Consider the following 14,874-nt stretch of genomic DNA (forward strand, 5'->3'; position numbering starts at 1 on the left):
CTGCGATGAACACTTCTCAAGAGCCGACCGCGGCGACCTCTTCCGCCCTGAACGACAACGCGATTCGTTCGCCGTGGCGCGATTTTCTACATGCGTTCATCCGCAACCCGATGGCGCTGGTCTCCGGCGGTTTTGTCCTGCTGCTGGTGTTGATTGCGGCGCTCGCCCCTTGGCTGGCGCCCTGGAACCCGATGGAGCCGGACTGGATGGCGCTCGGCGCAGCGCCTTCCGCCGACCACTGGATGGGCGCCGACGATCTGGGCCGCGACGTGATGAGCCGCATTATTTACGGCGCGCGTATTTCACTCTACATCGGCATCGTTTCGGTCACGCTGGGTATGCTGGCAGGCATCGCCCTCGGCTTACTGGCGGGCTATTATGGCCGCAGCATCGATATGCTGATCATGCGCGGCTGCGACGTCTTGTTCGCTTTCCCCGGCATGTTGCTGGCGATCGCGGTCGTCGCGATCCTCGGCCCAGGCCTGAATAACGTGATTATCGCGGTAGCGGTGTTCAGCGTGCCGGTGTTCGCCCGTATCGTGCGCGCCTCCACGCTGTCGCTCAAGCAGGCGGCCTACGTCGAGGCAGTCCGCTGCGCCGGTGCGCCGGACCGGGTGATCCTGCTGCGCCATATTCTGCCGGGCACCCTGTCGAACGTGATTGTCTATTTCACCATGCGCATCGGCACCAGTATCCTGACCGCCGCCGGCCTGAGTTTCATCGGTCTGGGGCCGGAACCGGACGTGCCGGAATGGGGCAACATTCTGGCGATGAGCCGCAGCATGATGATGGCAGGGCAATGGCACGTCAGCGTGTTCCCCGGTCTGGCTATCTTCTGCACCGTGCTGGCGTTCAACCTGCTGGGTGATGCGCTGCGCGACACGCTGGACCCGAAACTGAAAAGCTAAGCGAAGAGACCATGACACCTTATCAACAGGCACGGCTGGCGCCGCTGCTGCAACGCTGGCGCACTGAACGGCAGCTCGGCACGCCGCGGCTGCCTTGCGGCCCGCATAATCGCCTGAGCGACGTACCCGGCGTGCGGGTCGGCCACCATACGCTGGCGCACGGCGAAATTCAGACCGGCGTCACCGCCATCGTGCCGAACAGCGACAACCTGTTCACACAACCGTTGCCCTGTGGCGCAGCGGTGCTCAACGGCTTCGCCAAACCGGTGGGGCTGGTGCAAATTGAAGAGCTGGGGCGATTGCAGACGCCGATTCTGCTCAGCAATACCCTGTCGGTCGGCACACTGTTTACTACGCTGGTGCGCGATGCTATCAACCGCAATCCGGAGCTGGGCCGCCGTTTGCCGACCGTCAATCCGCTGGCGCTGGAGTGCAACGACGGCTGGCTCAATGATATTCAGGCGCTGGCGGTGACCGAAGCGATGGCGCGCGTGGCATTGGATAACGCCACGGCGGATTTCGCCCGCGGCAGCGTCGGTGCCGGGCGCGGCATGAGCTGCTTCGCGCTCAAAGGCGGCATCGGCACCGCCTCCCGGCGGATTGGGGAACTGAACGCCACCCTCGGCGTACTGGTGCTGGCTAATTTCGGCACGTTGCCGGCCCTGACGCTGGACGGCGTGCAAGTCGGCGAAGCCATCGCTCCCCTGCTGCCGGAACTGACGCCCCAGCAGGATGCCGGTTCCATCATTATTATTATGGCCACCGACGCCGCGCTCGACGCCCGCCAGTTGACCCGCATCGCCCGCCGCGCCGGTGCCGGACTCGGGCGGCTCGGGAGTTATTGGGGACACGGCTCCGGCGATATCGCGGTAGCGTTCTCCACCCAACCCACGCCGCAACCACCGGAAGACGCACAACTGGAACCGCTGCTCAACGCGGCGGCCGACGCCACCGAACACGCGGTGCTGGATGCATTATTGCAGGCCGAGGCCGTCACCGGTTTTCGCGGCCACCATCGCCCGGCCCTGACGCAGGTGCTGGACCGTCTGGCACAAGATTTCGCATAACCGCCTGATAACGGGCGATAAGGACGCTGACATGAAAGTATTTATTTCTGCGGATATCGAAGGCATCGCGGGCGTGATGCGCCCGGAACAATGCAGCCCCGGCACGCCGGAATACCAAATCGCCCGCGGGCTGATGGAGCAGGAAGTGAACGCCGCTATCGAAGGCGCATTCGCCGGCGGCGCCAGTGAGGTGGTGGTCGCCGACAGCCATGCCGCCATGACTAACCTGCGTGCTGAAAATATCGACCCGCGCGCCCGGCTGGTGCAAGGCAAACCACGCGGCCTGTCGATGGTGGAGGGCTTGCAACAGCAACAGTTCGATGGCCTGATGTTCATCGGTTACCACAGCGCCGCCGGCGAACACGGCGTGCTGGCGCACACCATCAACGGCCGGGCGTTCTACCGGGTGCGCATCAACGGCGAAGTGATGGGTGAAAGCGATATCTACGCCGCCGCCGGTGCCGAACTGAACACCCCGCTGTGGCTGGTGAGCGGCGACGACACGCTGCAAAGCTGGATCAACCGCTACTACCCGGCCGCCGACTACGCCTGCGTGAAACGCGCCATTTCCCAGACCGCGGCAGAGTCGCTGAGCCCGGAAGCGGCGCGCAACGCCATCCGGCTGGCGGCGACCCAGGCGGTACAAAAGGCGCATAAAGAAACCACCAGCCGTTTGCAGCCGCCGTATGAACTGGAACTGATGGTCGCCAAACCGGTACTGGCCGACTTGTTCTGCCTGATCCCCGGCGTTGTTCGCAAAGACGCGATCACCGTGGGTTATCAGTCTCCGACCATCGCGCCGATCGTCAGCCTGCTGGGTGCCTTTTCCTATCTGGCGACCACGCAGAACTAACCGCCCCGAACAGAAGGAAGCACATCCAAGATGAAACCGGTCATTGTGATTCATGGCGGCGCAGGCGCGCTGAGCCGCACCGCGATGGACAGTGAAAAAGAACAGCGCTATCGCGCCGCGTTACAAGAGATTGTCGCTCGCGGGCAGGCAATCCTGGCGGCCAACGGCAGCGCGCTGGATGCGGTTACCGAGGCGGTGCGCCTGCTGGAAGAGTGCCCGCTATTCAATGCAGGTAAAGGGGCGGTGTTTACCCATCTCGGCACCCACGAACTGGACGCCAGCATCATGGACGGCCGTTCGCTGGAAGCCGGCGCCATCGCCGGGGTGAATCACATCCGCAACCCGATTCTGGCGGCCCGCGCGGTACTGGAGCGCAGCCCGCACGTGATGTTCACCGCCGACGGCGCCGAAGCGTTCGCCCGCGAACAGGGTCTGGAGATGGTCGAACCGGATTTTTTCTCCACCGACGAGCGCTACCAGCAGTTGCTGAAAGCACAGGCGGGCGACGGCAAGATCCTGCTGGATCACGACGGCGAGCGCCAGACGCAAGGCGGTGATCCGCTCGATCCGGATCGCAAATTCGGCACCGTCGGCGCGGTCGCGCTGGATGCCGCCGGTAATCTGGCGGCGGCGACCTCCACCGGCGGCATGACCAACAAACGTGCCGGACGTGTGGGCGACTCGCCAATCATCGGCGCAGGCTGTTACGCCAACAACCGCACCGTCGCCGTCTCCTGCACCGGCACCGGCGAAGTATTCATGCGCACCGTCGCGGCCTACGACGTCTCAGCGCGGATGGAATACGGTAACCTGCCGCTGTCGCAAGCCGCCGATACCGTCGTGATGGAAAAAGTGCTGACGCTGGGCGGCAGCGGCGGGCTGATCGCCGTTGACCATCAGGGTAATATTGCCTTGCCGTTTAACAGCGAAGGCATGTACCGCGGCTACGGTTACGTCGGCGAGGAAGCCGTGGTGGGGATTTATCGGGATTAACGCGATCAGTGACCGGTTGCGATAATTATCCACATATTCTGGTAACCGGTCGATTACGCCATCGATGTAGGCGGCGGTTCAACTGCGTAGACATCTTGAACGCTCACAATTAATGACTAACACACACTATTACCAAGTACATTATTAGTATACAATTCATACAACTACGTTACTGCAAGAAAGTAAAGGTCAGGCATGACTCGTATTGTTTTTCATCATATTGATAAATGTGCAGGCACATCGCTGCTAAAGTATCTGCAAAACTTTTTTCCGTCCGATGAGTGTATTTATTTAGAAGAACACGCCGATTGGATGGGCGCCGGTGATATAGAGCTTGACCCAAATCAGCTGGCACGGGCGCGTTTTATTCATGAACCATTCGGTAGCCGAATTTGGCCAAATCACATATCGAATGCCGCAACATTGTGCTTTCTACGCAATCCGCTGGACAGACTGGTCTCTAATTGGTGGATGGTACACCGCTGGACAGACGAAGAAGCAACCCATTTCCCCGATGGCATACTGATCCGTGATCTGGCACAAAATAACCCGGCATTATTCTTTTCTTCCAACCACCCACAATGCCAATACCTTAACTGGAACCGGATCAGTCGCCATCTGGCCTGCGCCCCCAGAGAGTACTTGGAAGCCTGGCGAACAGATTCCCTCGATAGTAAGGATTTTCGAGCCTTCATCCGAAAACGTGCCGAAGAAACGCTACGTTCCTTGTCTTTTATCGGCTTTCAGGAAGATTTTGAGCGCTCGTTATCTGCACTACAATTGTGGCTGTCGCTCCCTCCAGACCAACCGCAGCCGCTAAATATCCACGCCAGTAAACAGCAAAAGCCGAAATTAAGCGAAGAAGCGGTGGCCGCGGCTAACCAGCGAATTGATCTCGACCAGGAAATCGTTGCTATTGCTCGTGAACTTTACGACGAGCAAATGGCACGATTCCAGGCGACCTATGGCATGGATTTTGCGAACGCAGCTGAAGACAACTATCACAAGGCGTTGATTCGCCCGGCAGGCTGGGCGGTTGTGGACATGTCACAACCATTAAACGGCACAGGGTGGCACTGCCGTGAACGGAATGAACGCAAGTTCAGCCGCTGGATTGGCCCGACTCCAACGGCAACCATCGATATTCCATTCAGGAAAGACCGGGATATTCTGGTACGGTTTAGAGTTACCAACATACTGTCGACACGCCAGGTTGATGAGCTCACCTTGAAAGTTGATGATTACGCAGCCCCCTTGCATCGATGGTCAGAAAGCACGTTCGTTGTGGTATTTGACGCCGTCATACCACAGCAGGAACTCAACCACGCTAACGACATTCTACGGCTGACGATTGACTGTGCCGAAACGATTACCATGACCACCCCAGGCGATGCTCGCCAGCTCGGTCTTGAGATCTGTGAGATTGAAGTCGGTCCATCGGATGCTTTCATACTCCAGGCACCAGGTACACCTACCGCCTCACTCGGTCTGAGGGGTATCGCCTCCAGCAGAAATGATTGATGTAACGCCATTGCCACACCCACAGGGCATTCCCCCATGCTACCGCATGGCTTTCACGCCTGTTCTGCCAATGAACAGGCTATCTCGTTTTTCAACGCCATATCGCACTTTTGTTCACGGAAGGCCCTCCAGGTCGTCGCCAATAGAGCGATACTACACAGAAGATGATTCTGGTAATGTAGTACTCCTCGAAATACGGTGCATGCAAAAACCGACGTCTATAACTGGCCGCTGATAGGTGATGTTCAGTTCAAAACTCGCCTGACTCATCACCTCAAGGGCAAACACACAACATGACTCACAAGACATATCTACAATAATGAAAAGACAATATAGTTTAGACTTAGCCCGCCTGATGGCCGCCTATTTCGTGCTATTTGGCCATTTTGTGCTGAGCGGTACATTTAATGATACATCTCGAATTTGGGTTGAAAGTACAGAAGCACTCCCTCTGTTAGATAAATCTAGCCAGTCACTATGGATGTTCGACATATATCTGCTGGAGCACGGGAGAACAGCAACGGCAATTTGGGGAGTTGCATTATTTTTTCTGATTAGTGGATGGGTTGTCCCACCAATGTTATCCAGGTATTCGCGAAAGCAATTTCTCATCAATCGTTTTTTTCGTATTTTCCCAATGCTTATTGTTGCCGTGATAGTCGCCGCAGTTATTCAATACCAATTTGGCGAACGCTCTTCACTGAATATCAGTAATGTTCTATCAACAATGATGCTAACTAATCAGTTTATAAATCATCCCCTGACATTAGGGGTTGTCTGGACGTTGTTAATTGAGTTCAAATTCTACCTATTAATCACATTTATGGGGCGGCTTAACTGCACAAAAATTTTATGTGCCTCAGCGGTAATGCTTGTGCTATTAGCATTGCAAGCTGGGTTGGTGAAGGACGGAATCTATACTACCTCACCGCAAGCTATGGTAGTAACGAATGCAATAATTCATGACTTTTGTTTTATGATTTTTATGTTATGCGGCTCGGCATTATGGATAATAATCAATCATTCAGAAAGGCGTCTGGTGAGTGCAGTAACACTACTTTTAACGCTCATCGTTTATAATATCTATCGGTATTTATGTATTAATAAACTGGGAATTCATCTTTCTCAAGACATTAATATGCTAACACAATTAATCGTTTTTTTATTTTTTGGGCTATGTCTTCTTTCTCAAAAATATTTCCCCCATGAAAATATGGTAACCCGCATGGTATGTGTCTTGTCTAACGTTACCTATTCGCTCTACTTATTGCATGTAAGTTTGGGTTTCTTCTTAATATCGAAACTACGTCATGTGTTCGAAAATCCATATTTATTGCTGGTGGTAGTCACTGTGATTGTTACCTTAATGTCAGCGGTAACATATCGGTTTATTGAAGTACCAGGCAATGGATTCGGAAAAAGGTTACTGAGCATCTCTACCCTAAATAGCCCGAAACGGATATGCAGGTGATTATGTAACCTGTGGACATTGCTTTAATGTGCTAATCATTAGCCTGACAGTGGAAGAGATATCTCTTTTGCTGTCAGGCATCAATCCACACTTTGCAGATAAGGTGGGTCGTCGCAAGTAGGCGCCTTGATAGCCAAAATCAACCGGAGCCACCTCACACTCACTCACGCAGATACCGCACTACCCGGCTGCGATTCAGTAACAATGTCAGGTAGCCGTCTTGTATCAACAGCGAGAAGCGTTTTTCCCACGGCCCGTCTTGCACGGTAGCAACCGCGCGGCCATTGCCGAGCGGTTGCAGAGAACCGGCGATCGCCGCCGGGCCGAGGCCCATCACGATACGATCGCCGTCAATCACCAGTTCGCTGCGGGTGTCCGGCCAGTGCCAGCGGCCTTGCAGCCGCGCCACGCTATCGTCGGCTTCCACCGGCAGAAAGCGGCATGGCGCGTAGCCGACTTCCCCTTCGATAGTCATACCATTCTGCCTAAGCGTCATCGGCAGATGGCTGGACAACGACACCGCCACGCCCGGTTCCTCGCCGTAGTACAGGGTTTCGGTCGCGCCCAGCCAGCAGGCGCCCGGCCCTTTCACCTCCAGCCAGTGGCCGCCCTGCTCCGCCGCGTACAGCCCCGGCGTCAGATCATGCCCGCGCGCCGGCAGCGGCTGGTCCAGCAAGGCGGACATCACCCGCAGCGCGCTGTCGTAAGTGGCGACATCTTCCCGGTTGGCGACCAGCGCCACCCCCGCTTGTGATACCGGGTCGAGCAGGAAATAGCTCTTATAACCCGCATGAGAGCCGCCGTGCCCCACCAGCAGCGCATCGCCGAGGCGGCTGTGCGCCACGCCCAGCCCATAACCGGTGGCGCGGCCGTCACACAGGTAACGCGGCTGGGACAAGCGCGCCAACACGCCTTCGCCCGGCCCCTGATTCATCAGCAGCGCTTGCAGCCAGACGGTCAGGTCATGCACGCTGCCGGTGACGCAGCCGGAGGTAGACAGATGCAGCCCGGCGCAGGATAACTGCCAGCCCTGCGGCGATGGCCAATAGCCCGGCACCAATCCGGGGACGATATCAAACCAGGTTTCCGGCGCGCTGAGGGCAATCCCCAGCGGCTGGTTGATATGCCGGTACAGCAGGTCGGCAAAGTAAATGCCTTTGGCTTTCAGCGCTTCTTCCACCAGCCGGTAACCGGTGTTGGTATAGGAGATCTCGCTGCCCGCCGGGTAGTTCAGCTCGCCGTTGTCCGCCAGAAACGCCAGCAGGCTGTCGGCCGAGGTGGCGTTGTACACCGACAACCCCAGCAGCGACAGACTTTCGCGCACATCCGGCAGGCCGGAGGTCATGTCCAGCGCCTGCCCGACCGTCACCTTGCCGTTTTCGCCGGTCAGTTGCGGCAGATGTTGCTCGAGACGGTCGGTCAACGCCAGCGCCTGACCGGCGACTCCCGTCACCAGCGAGGCGAACAAATGCTTGGTGACCGAAGCGAACCGCACCACACTCTGGGGGGTGAATGGGGTATTCTGCGCCAAATCCGCCAGCCCGCCGCAACAGGCGGCGCGGATCTGCTCGCCGTCAAACAGCGTAATGGCGCCGCCCGGTTCGCCGGGTTGATGCCAGGATTGCGCGATCGCACGCGCCTCATCAATGGCGCGTTGCCAGTGTAACGTCATGCCGGTTCCTCCAGCGTCATGCTTAAATCGTACAGTTCCGCGGTGTGAGGGTGATGCAGGTTGCGCACCCGCAAATCCTCCACGCTGAGCTGTTCCACCATTTCACCCTGCTGCATCACGCCGACGCGCCGGCATAGATGCGACACCACCGCCAGATTATGGCTGACCATGATATAGGTGAGCCGACGCGCCTGGCGTAGGTCCGTCAGCAGGTTGAGAATTTCCGCCTGCACCGACACATCCAGCGCCGAGGTCGGTTCATCCAGCAGCAGCACTTCCGGTTCGGCGATCAGCGCACGGGCAATCGCCACCCGCTGGCGCTGGCCGCCGGAAAGCTGATGGGGAAAGCGAAAGCGCGCCGCAGCGGGCAGGCCGACTTCCTCCAGCGCTCGGGTAATGCGCTGTTCGGCACGATCGAAGCGGTGCACCAACAGCGGCTCATGCAAAATGCGATCGATGGTCTGGCGCGGGTGCAGCGATCCGTATGGGTCCTGAAATACCATCTGCACCTGGCGGAAAAAGCTGCGATCCCGCCGCGCCAGCTGTGCCATGCCGCCAAACTCGATGCGCCCCTGCCACTGAGTATTTAACCCGGCCAGCGCACGCAAAATGGTGGACTTACCGGAACCGCTTTCGCCCACCATGCCGAAACTGTCGCCGCTCTCCAGCGCGAAGGACACCCCTTTCACCACCTCGACGCCGCCAAAGGCGATGCGCAGGTTTTCTACCTTAATCATGCATCTCTCCCATCATGTGTTCCTCCACGCCGGGTCGCGTTGCAGCACCGGCAGCCGATCGCGCGGGTGTTTGAGCGACGGCAGGCAAGCCAGCAGCCCCTGCGTATAGGGATGCTGCGCCTGTAGCAGCTCGCTGGCCTGTAGCATTTCGACGATCCGCCCGGCGTACATCACCGCCACGCGATCGCAAAAGTGCGACACCAGCGGTAGATCGTGACTGATCAGGATCAGCCCCATGCCGCGCTGCGATACCAGATCGTCGATCAGGCACAGGATCTCCGCCTGCACGGTGGCGTCCAGCGCCGAGGTCGGTTCATCGGCAATCAGCAACTCCGGGTCGGGCGCCAGCATCATGGCGATCATCACCCGTTGCCCCATGCCGCCCGACACCTCATGCGGATAACATTTCGCCACCCGCTGCGGGTCGCGAATGCGTACCTGATTGAGCAAGTCAATGGCGGCGTCCATCGCGGCGCGGCGGCTACCGCCTTTGTGCTCGCGCCAGGCTTCCGCCACCTGTTGGCCGATAGTCATCACCGGATTCAGCGAATACTTCGGGTCTTGCAGAATAAAACCGACCCGCTTGCCGCGAATCTGCCGCAGCGTTTTCTCGCTGGCGCCGCGCAGGTCGATGCCGTCAAAACTCAGTTTGTCGGCCTGAACGCGGGCGCTACCCGGTAGCAACTGCATCAGGCTACGGGCAGTCAGCGACTTGCCTGAACCGCTTTCACCAACGATGGCAAACTTCTCTTTGCCGACGTTGAAGCTAACGCCGCGTACCGCCTCAACCGTTTCCGTTCGGCTGGCGAACGCGATACGAAGGTTCTCGATTTCCACCAGCATTTAGCGCTCCTTCGGGTCTAGCACATCGCGCAGGCCGTCGCCCAGAAAGTTGAAGGCCAGCGAGGTAAGAAAAATGGCGATACAGGGCACCAGCGGCACCCACCAGGCGTTGAACAGGAAACGACGCGCGGTCGCTATCATCGTGCCCCACTCCGGCGACGGCGGCTGTGCGCCCATGCCGAGAAACCCGAGGCTGGCGGCGGTGATAATGATGGAGCTCATATCCAGCGTTACCCGCACAATCAGGCTCGGCACGCACAGCGGCATAATGTGGCGCAGAATAATGCGCAGCGGCGCGGCGCCGGTCAGGCGGCAGGCGGCGATAAAATCGGTATGGCGGAATTGCAGCGTTTCCGCCCGCGCCAGCCGCGCATACGGCGGCCAGGCGGTCAGCGCGATCGCCAAAATGGCGCTTTCCACCCCCGGTTTCAGCGCCGCGACAAACGCCAGTGCCAGCACCAGCCGCGGGAACGCCAGAAAGATGTCGGTCAACCGCATCAGGATTTTATCCAGCCAACCGCCGGCATAACCGGCGATACAGCCGACCAGCAGGCCGATGGGCGCGGTCAGCGCCACCACCGCAAGCACCATACCCAGCGTGGTGCGCCCGCCGTAGACGATACGGCTGAACACATCGCGCCCCAGTTCATCGGTGCCCAACAAGTGCGCCGCAGACGGCGCGGCCAGCCGATTGGACAGATTCTGAAAGCCAGGGTCGTAGGGCGCCAGCCAGGGTGCCGCCAGCGACAGCAGCATCACGACGGCGATGATGATCAACCCTAACACCGCCAGCGGATTGGCGCGAAACCCCAGCCACAGGCGGTAATGCTGCCCCCACACCGCCTGACGGCGCGTGGCGGGCGTTTCGTCGAGCAACCAGGCTCGTGAGACCAAAAAACTCATGTTACGCGGGGATCCAAAAGTCGATAGAAAATGTCAGCCAGCAGGTTTAGCAGCACGTAGACCGCACCGACCAGCAACGTAGCGCCCACCACCGGGTTCATGTCTGCATTGAGCAGCGCGGTGGTGAGATATTGGCCCAACCCCGGCCAGGAGAAGACGTTTTCCGTCACCACCGCGCCTTCCAGCAACCCGGCGTAGGTCAACGCCAGTACGGTAACCAGCTGTACCGCCACCGTGGGGAACGCGTGCCGCCAGACCACCCGGCGGGACGATAACCCCTTGGCGCGGGCGGTGATCACGAACTCGCCGCTGAGCGCGTTAAGCATGAAGGTACGGGTCATACGGGTGATGTAGGCCATACTGAAATACGCCAGAATCAGCACCGGCTGCACCATGTGCGCCAGCGCATCGCGTAGCGCGTCATAGTCGCCGGCCAGCAGCGAGTCCACCGTCAGCAACCCGGTAACGTGCGGCACCATATCCTGAAAGAGGATGTCCTGCCGCCCCGGCCCCGGCGCAATGCCCAGCACCGCATAGAACACCAGCAGGCTGAGCAGCGCCAGCACAAACACCGGCAGCGAATGGCCCGCCAGGCAGATGACGCGAATCACCTGATCGACCCAGCGCCCCTGCCGTACCGCCGCCCACACCCCGAGCGGAATGCCGACCAGCGCCGCGACGATGATCGCGGCGGTCGCCAGTTCCAACGTAGCGGGAAAATAACGGGCAATATCGCTGGTGACCGGGTTAGACGTCAGCACCGAGCGCCCCAAGTCGCCGTGCAGCAATTGGTTCAGGTAGTGGCCGTACTGTATCCACAGGGGCTGATCCAGCCCCATTTCCTGACGCACCCGTTCCACCACCGCCTGGGGCGCATTGTCCCCGACGGCGGCAAGCACCGGGTCGGTCGGCATAATTCGACCGATGAAGAAGGTCAGTACCGAGAGTCCCAACAGGGTCAACAACAGGCTGCCGAGCGTACTGCAAAAACGAATCAGTATCTGCATCAAGCTTTCTTCACCTGCTGATAAGGCACCTTGCTCAACACCGTCATGGTGACGCCGCTGAGATTCTTGCGGCAAGCCAGCGTTTTCTCATCCTGCATCATCAGCGTGAATGGGCTCTGCTCGCGGTGGTTGCGTTGCAGAGTTTCATACAGTGCGATGCGTTTGGCCGGGTCCTGCTCATGCAGCGCCTGTTCGGTCAACTGATTGAATTTTTCATCCGACCAGTTGCAGCGCCACGCCAGCGTGCGGTTACGGGCGCCGTCGCTGTTGTCGGTGTTGATGCAAAACGCTTCGGCGTTGGAGTTCGGGTCAAAATAGTCAGCGCCCCACGCGGTCAGCGCCAGTTGCTGCTGGCGGGCGCGCATTTTGGTCAGTACCTGACGGTTTTCCGCCGCAATCAGTTTTACCCGGATGCCGATGGCGCCCAATTGGGTCTGGACTGCCTGCGCGATATCCGGGTACGGCTGGGCGGAGTAGTGATCCAGCGTAATGTCGAAACCATCCGGATAACCGGCGTCTTTCAGCAACGCTTTGGCTTTGGCGACATCCAGATGAAACGGGGTGTCGTCCAGCGCCGCCGGGAAGCCGCCCGGCAGGAAACTCTGATGGACTTTGTGCGTGAGCGGCAGAATATTTTTCTGAATGCCGTCATAGTCCAGCGCCCATTTAATGGCCTGCCACACCTGCGGCTTTTTCAGGAACTCGTTGGCGGTGTTGCACGACAACAGCATCACGCTGGCGATGCTCTGGCGCACCAGATGGTAGTTGCCGTCGTTCACCAGCGGGCGAATTTGCTCGGTGGTCAGGTTGCGGGCGATATCTACGTCCCCTTTTTGCAGCATCAGCAACTGGGCGGACGGGTCGACAATGTGCTTGAGCAGCACGCGCTTAAAGGCGTTATCCGCCGGGAAGTGATCGTTTTTCTGCAGGATAATACTTTCGCTGGCTTTCCAGCTCACCAGCGAGAACGGGCCGGAACCGGCGCTATTCTGCTTCAGCCACTGGTTACCCAGATCGTTATTTTGCTGGTTAGCCAGCGCGGCTTTTTTCTGTACGATGCTGCCCACCGGGGCCGACAGGCAATACAGCAGGAAGGTTTCCGCCGCCGGTTTGTCGAGGCTTATCACCAGCGTTTTTTCATCCGGCGCGGTAATGCGCTGCTCCACGTTGTCTTTGGTAAAACCGAACTGGTTGATGATGAACGCCGGGCTTTTATCCAGCTTAACCGCACGTTGTAACGAGAAGGCGGCGTCGTCGGCGGTCACCGGTGTGCCGTCGGCGAATTTGGCTTGCGGATTGAGATGGAAAGTGAAGGTTTTGCTGTCGTTGCCGACTTCCCAACTGGCGGCCAGATCGCCGATCACCTCTTGCGGATTGGCCGGGTTCGGCATCACCAAACGTTGGTACAGGTTACCGATGATTTCGGTTCCCACCGCCTCAAACCCTTCCTGCGGGTCGAGACTGGTCATGTTATCAAGCTGCATCGCCATCACCAGCATCGATGGCGGCGTATCGGCGAACGCGGTGTTCAAATTAAGCCAGGACAAGACAGGCACGGTAGCACAACCGGCAAGAAAGCGTCTTCTGGTAACCATTAATCCCCCAAGTGTCTGATTTTAAAATAGAATAGAAGATATTTTTTTCTTTCTGCGGCTTGACAGACATCGCGGGCGCTGGCTTAAATGGTGATGCGGTGAACAAAATTTCTCCGCCTGAATATCTGCACCAGTAAGGTGCAAGTCAGGTTCCATCTCAGAAAATCATTTTCTTTCAATCCAGTATCGGTACTTCATCCATGTCAGATTCGCCTGTGTCAGACAAGCCGCTTGAACATCACGCCGCGCTCCCTGTCTTTGATGGTCACAACGACGTGCTATCACGCCTGTGGCGGCTTCATCGCGATAATCCGACCGATGCCTTCCTCAATGGTCCGTCGCAAGGTCATATTGACCTGCCCCGGATCCGGCAGGGCGGATTCGCCGGCGGCCTGTTCGCCACCTACGTTCCCTCACCCAGAAACGATGCAACATCCATACCAGATAGCAACGTTTCATTAACCACACCGACCCTGGCGCAAGCGCGCGACATCAGCTTCTGGATGCTGGCCACCCTGTTGCGTCTTGAAGCGGAGTCTGCCGGGCAACTGCGGGTATGCCGCACGGTAGCGGAGATTCGCCGCTGTATGGCGGAAGGTGTGGTGGCGGCGGTAATGCACATTGAAGGCGCCGAGATGCTGGATGCCGAACTGGACCTGCTGGATATTCTTTACGCCGCCGGGCTGCGCAGCCTGGGGCCGTTGTGGAGCCGACCAAATCTTTTCGGTCAGGGGGTGCCCTTCCGCTTTCCTTCTTCGCCGGACACCGGCGACGGCCTGACCGAAGCCGGGCTACGGCTGGTACGCGCCTGCAACGCCAAACGCATTCTGGTAGACCTCTCCCACATGGATGAAAAAGGATTCTGGCAAACGGCGACGGTTTCCGACGCGCCGCTGGTGGCCAGCCACTCCAACGCGCACGCGCTGTGCGCCCAATCGCGCAACCTGACCGACAGCCAGTTGGCGGCGATCCGCGAGCGCAACGGGTTTGTCGGCGTCAATTTCGGCACCGCCTTCCTGCGCGCCGACGGCCAAAAAGACCCATCCGCCACGGTGCAGGAGATCGTACGTCATGTGGAGTATCTGCTGGAAAAATTGGGGGAAAACGGCGTCGGTTTCGGTTCCGATCTGGACGGCACCACCCTCCCCGCCGACCTGAAAGACGTGGCGGGTTTCCCCATTTTGGTGCAGGCGTTGGCCGAACGCGGCTACTCGCGCACTCTGTTGGAGAAAATCTGTTACGGCAACTGGTTGCGGGTACTGGAAGCTACTTGGGGAGAATAGCCGGCGGGCGCGGGTTTGCCG

General features: G+C 58.6%; 13 protein-coding genes. 7 read left to right on the forward strand and 6 right to left on the reverse strand.

What is annotated here, in order from left to right; genetic code table 11:
* Nucleotides 1-5 precede the first annotated feature (5 nt).
* The 6 genes from FDP13_RS15005 to FDP13_RS15030 all read left to right on the forward strand — a co-directional run bounded on the left by FDP13_RS15005 (nucleotide 6) and on the right by FDP13_RS15030 (nucleotide 6,813).
* Nucleotides 6-908, forward strand: coding sequence for an ABC transporter permease subunit (locus FDP13_RS15005; protein WP_143839795.1), 903 nt, complete (start codon nucleotides 6-8; stop codon nucleotides 906-908).
* A gap of 11 nt (nucleotides 909-919) precedes the next feature.
* Nucleotides 920-1,975, forward strand: a complete 1,056-nt coding sequence (locus tag FDP13_RS15010) for a P1 family peptidase (protein WP_143839796.1) — start codon at nucleotides 920-922, stop codon at nucleotides 1,973-1,975.
* Nucleotides 1,976-2,006: 31 nt separating this feature from the next.
* Nucleotides 2,007-2,828 carry a M55 family metallopeptidase gene (locus tag FDP13_RS15015; protein WP_015848271.1) on the forward strand — a complete coding sequence of 274 codons (822 nt, stop codon included), beginning with the start codon at nucleotides 2,007-2,009 and terminating at the stop codon, nucleotides 2,826-2,828.
* Between the two features lie 30 nt (nucleotides 2,829-2,858).
* Nucleotides 2,859-3,821, forward strand: a complete 963-nt coding sequence (locus tag FDP13_RS15020; protein ID WP_143839797.1) for an isoaspartyl peptidase/L-asparaginase family protein — start codon at nucleotides 2,859-2,861, stop codon at nucleotides 3,819-3,821.
* 195 nt (nucleotides 3,822-4,016) lie between these two features.
* Nucleotides 4,017-5,342, forward strand: coding sequence for a sulfotransferase family 2 domain-containing protein (locus tag FDP13_RS15025; protein WP_143839798.1), 1,326 nt, complete (start codon nucleotides 4,017-4,019; stop codon nucleotides 5,340-5,342).
* Between the two features lie 319 nt (nucleotides 5,343-5,661).
* On the forward strand, nucleotides 5,662-6,813 hold the full coding sequence (locus FDP13_RS15030) for an acyltransferase (RefSeq protein WP_143839799.1): 1,152 nt from the start codon (nucleotides 5,662-5,664) through the stop codon (nucleotides 6,811-6,813).
* Between the two features lie 160 nt (nucleotides 6,814-6,973).
* On the opposite strand, the gene FDP13_RS15035 is transcribed toward FDP13_RS15030, so the two are convergent.
* The 6 genes from FDP13_RS15035 to FDP13_RS15060 are packed head-to-tail and all read right to left on the reverse strand — an operon-like array spanning nucleotide 6,974 to nucleotide 13,570.
* Nucleotides 6,974-8,485, reverse strand: coding sequence for a serine hydrolase (locus tag FDP13_RS15035; RefSeq protein WP_143839800.1), 1,512 nt, complete (start codon nucleotides 8,483-8,485; stop codon nucleotides 6,974-6,976).
* Nucleotides 8,482-9,222, reverse strand: coding sequence for an ABC transporter ATP-binding protein (locus FDP13_RS15040; protein WP_027713483.1), 741 nt, complete (start codon nucleotides 9,220-9,222; stop codon nucleotides 8,482-8,484). The genes FDP13_RS15035 and FDP13_RS15040 overlap by 4 nt, the downstream gene beginning before the upstream one ends.
* Before the next feature lie 12 nt (nucleotides 9,223-9,234).
* A complete protein-coding gene (locus tag FDP13_RS15045; protein WP_143839801.1) occupies nucleotides 9,235-10,065 on the reverse strand; it encodes an ABC transporter ATP-binding protein in 831 nt (276 codons plus the stop codon).
* The gene (locus FDP13_RS15050; RefSeq protein WP_143839802.1) at nucleotides 10,066-10,968 is read right to left on the reverse strand and encodes an ABC transporter permease; all 903 of its coding nucleotides are present in this window, start codon (nucleotides 10,966-10,968) and stop codon (nucleotides 10,066-10,068) included. It lies immediately after the preceding gene.
* On the reverse strand, nucleotides 10,965-11,975 hold the full coding sequence (locus tag FDP13_RS15055) for an ABC transporter permease (RefSeq protein ID WP_143839803.1): 1,011 nt from the start codon (nucleotides 11,973-11,975) through the stop codon (nucleotides 10,965-10,967). The genes FDP13_RS15050 and FDP13_RS15055 overlap by 4 nt, the downstream gene beginning before the upstream one ends.
* Nucleotides 11,975-13,570: an ABC transporter substrate-binding protein gene (locus FDP13_RS15060; RefSeq protein ID WP_143839804.1), complete on the reverse strand. Its 1,596-nt coding sequence runs from the start codon at nucleotides 13,568-13,570 to the stop codon at nucleotides 11,975-11,977. Before FDP13_RS15060 ends, FDP13_RS15055 begins: the two co-directional genes overlap by 1 nt.
* A gap of 200 nt (nucleotides 13,571-13,770) precedes the next feature.
* Between FDP13_RS15060 and FDP13_RS15065 the strand changes: the two genes are divergently transcribed.
* Nucleotides 13,771-14,853 carry a dipeptidase gene (locus FDP13_RS15065; protein ID WP_143839805.1) on the forward strand — a complete coding sequence of 361 codons (1,083 nt, stop codon included), beginning with the start codon at nucleotides 13,771-13,773 and terminating at the stop codon, nucleotides 14,851-14,853.
* Nucleotides 14,854-14,874: the final 21 nt, after the last annotated feature.

This window comes from Dickeya sp. ws52, from assembly GCF_007210685.1.
Lineage (GTDB): Bacteria > Pseudomonadota > Gammaproteobacteria > Enterobacterales > Enterobacteriaceae > Dickeya > Dickeya chrysanthemi.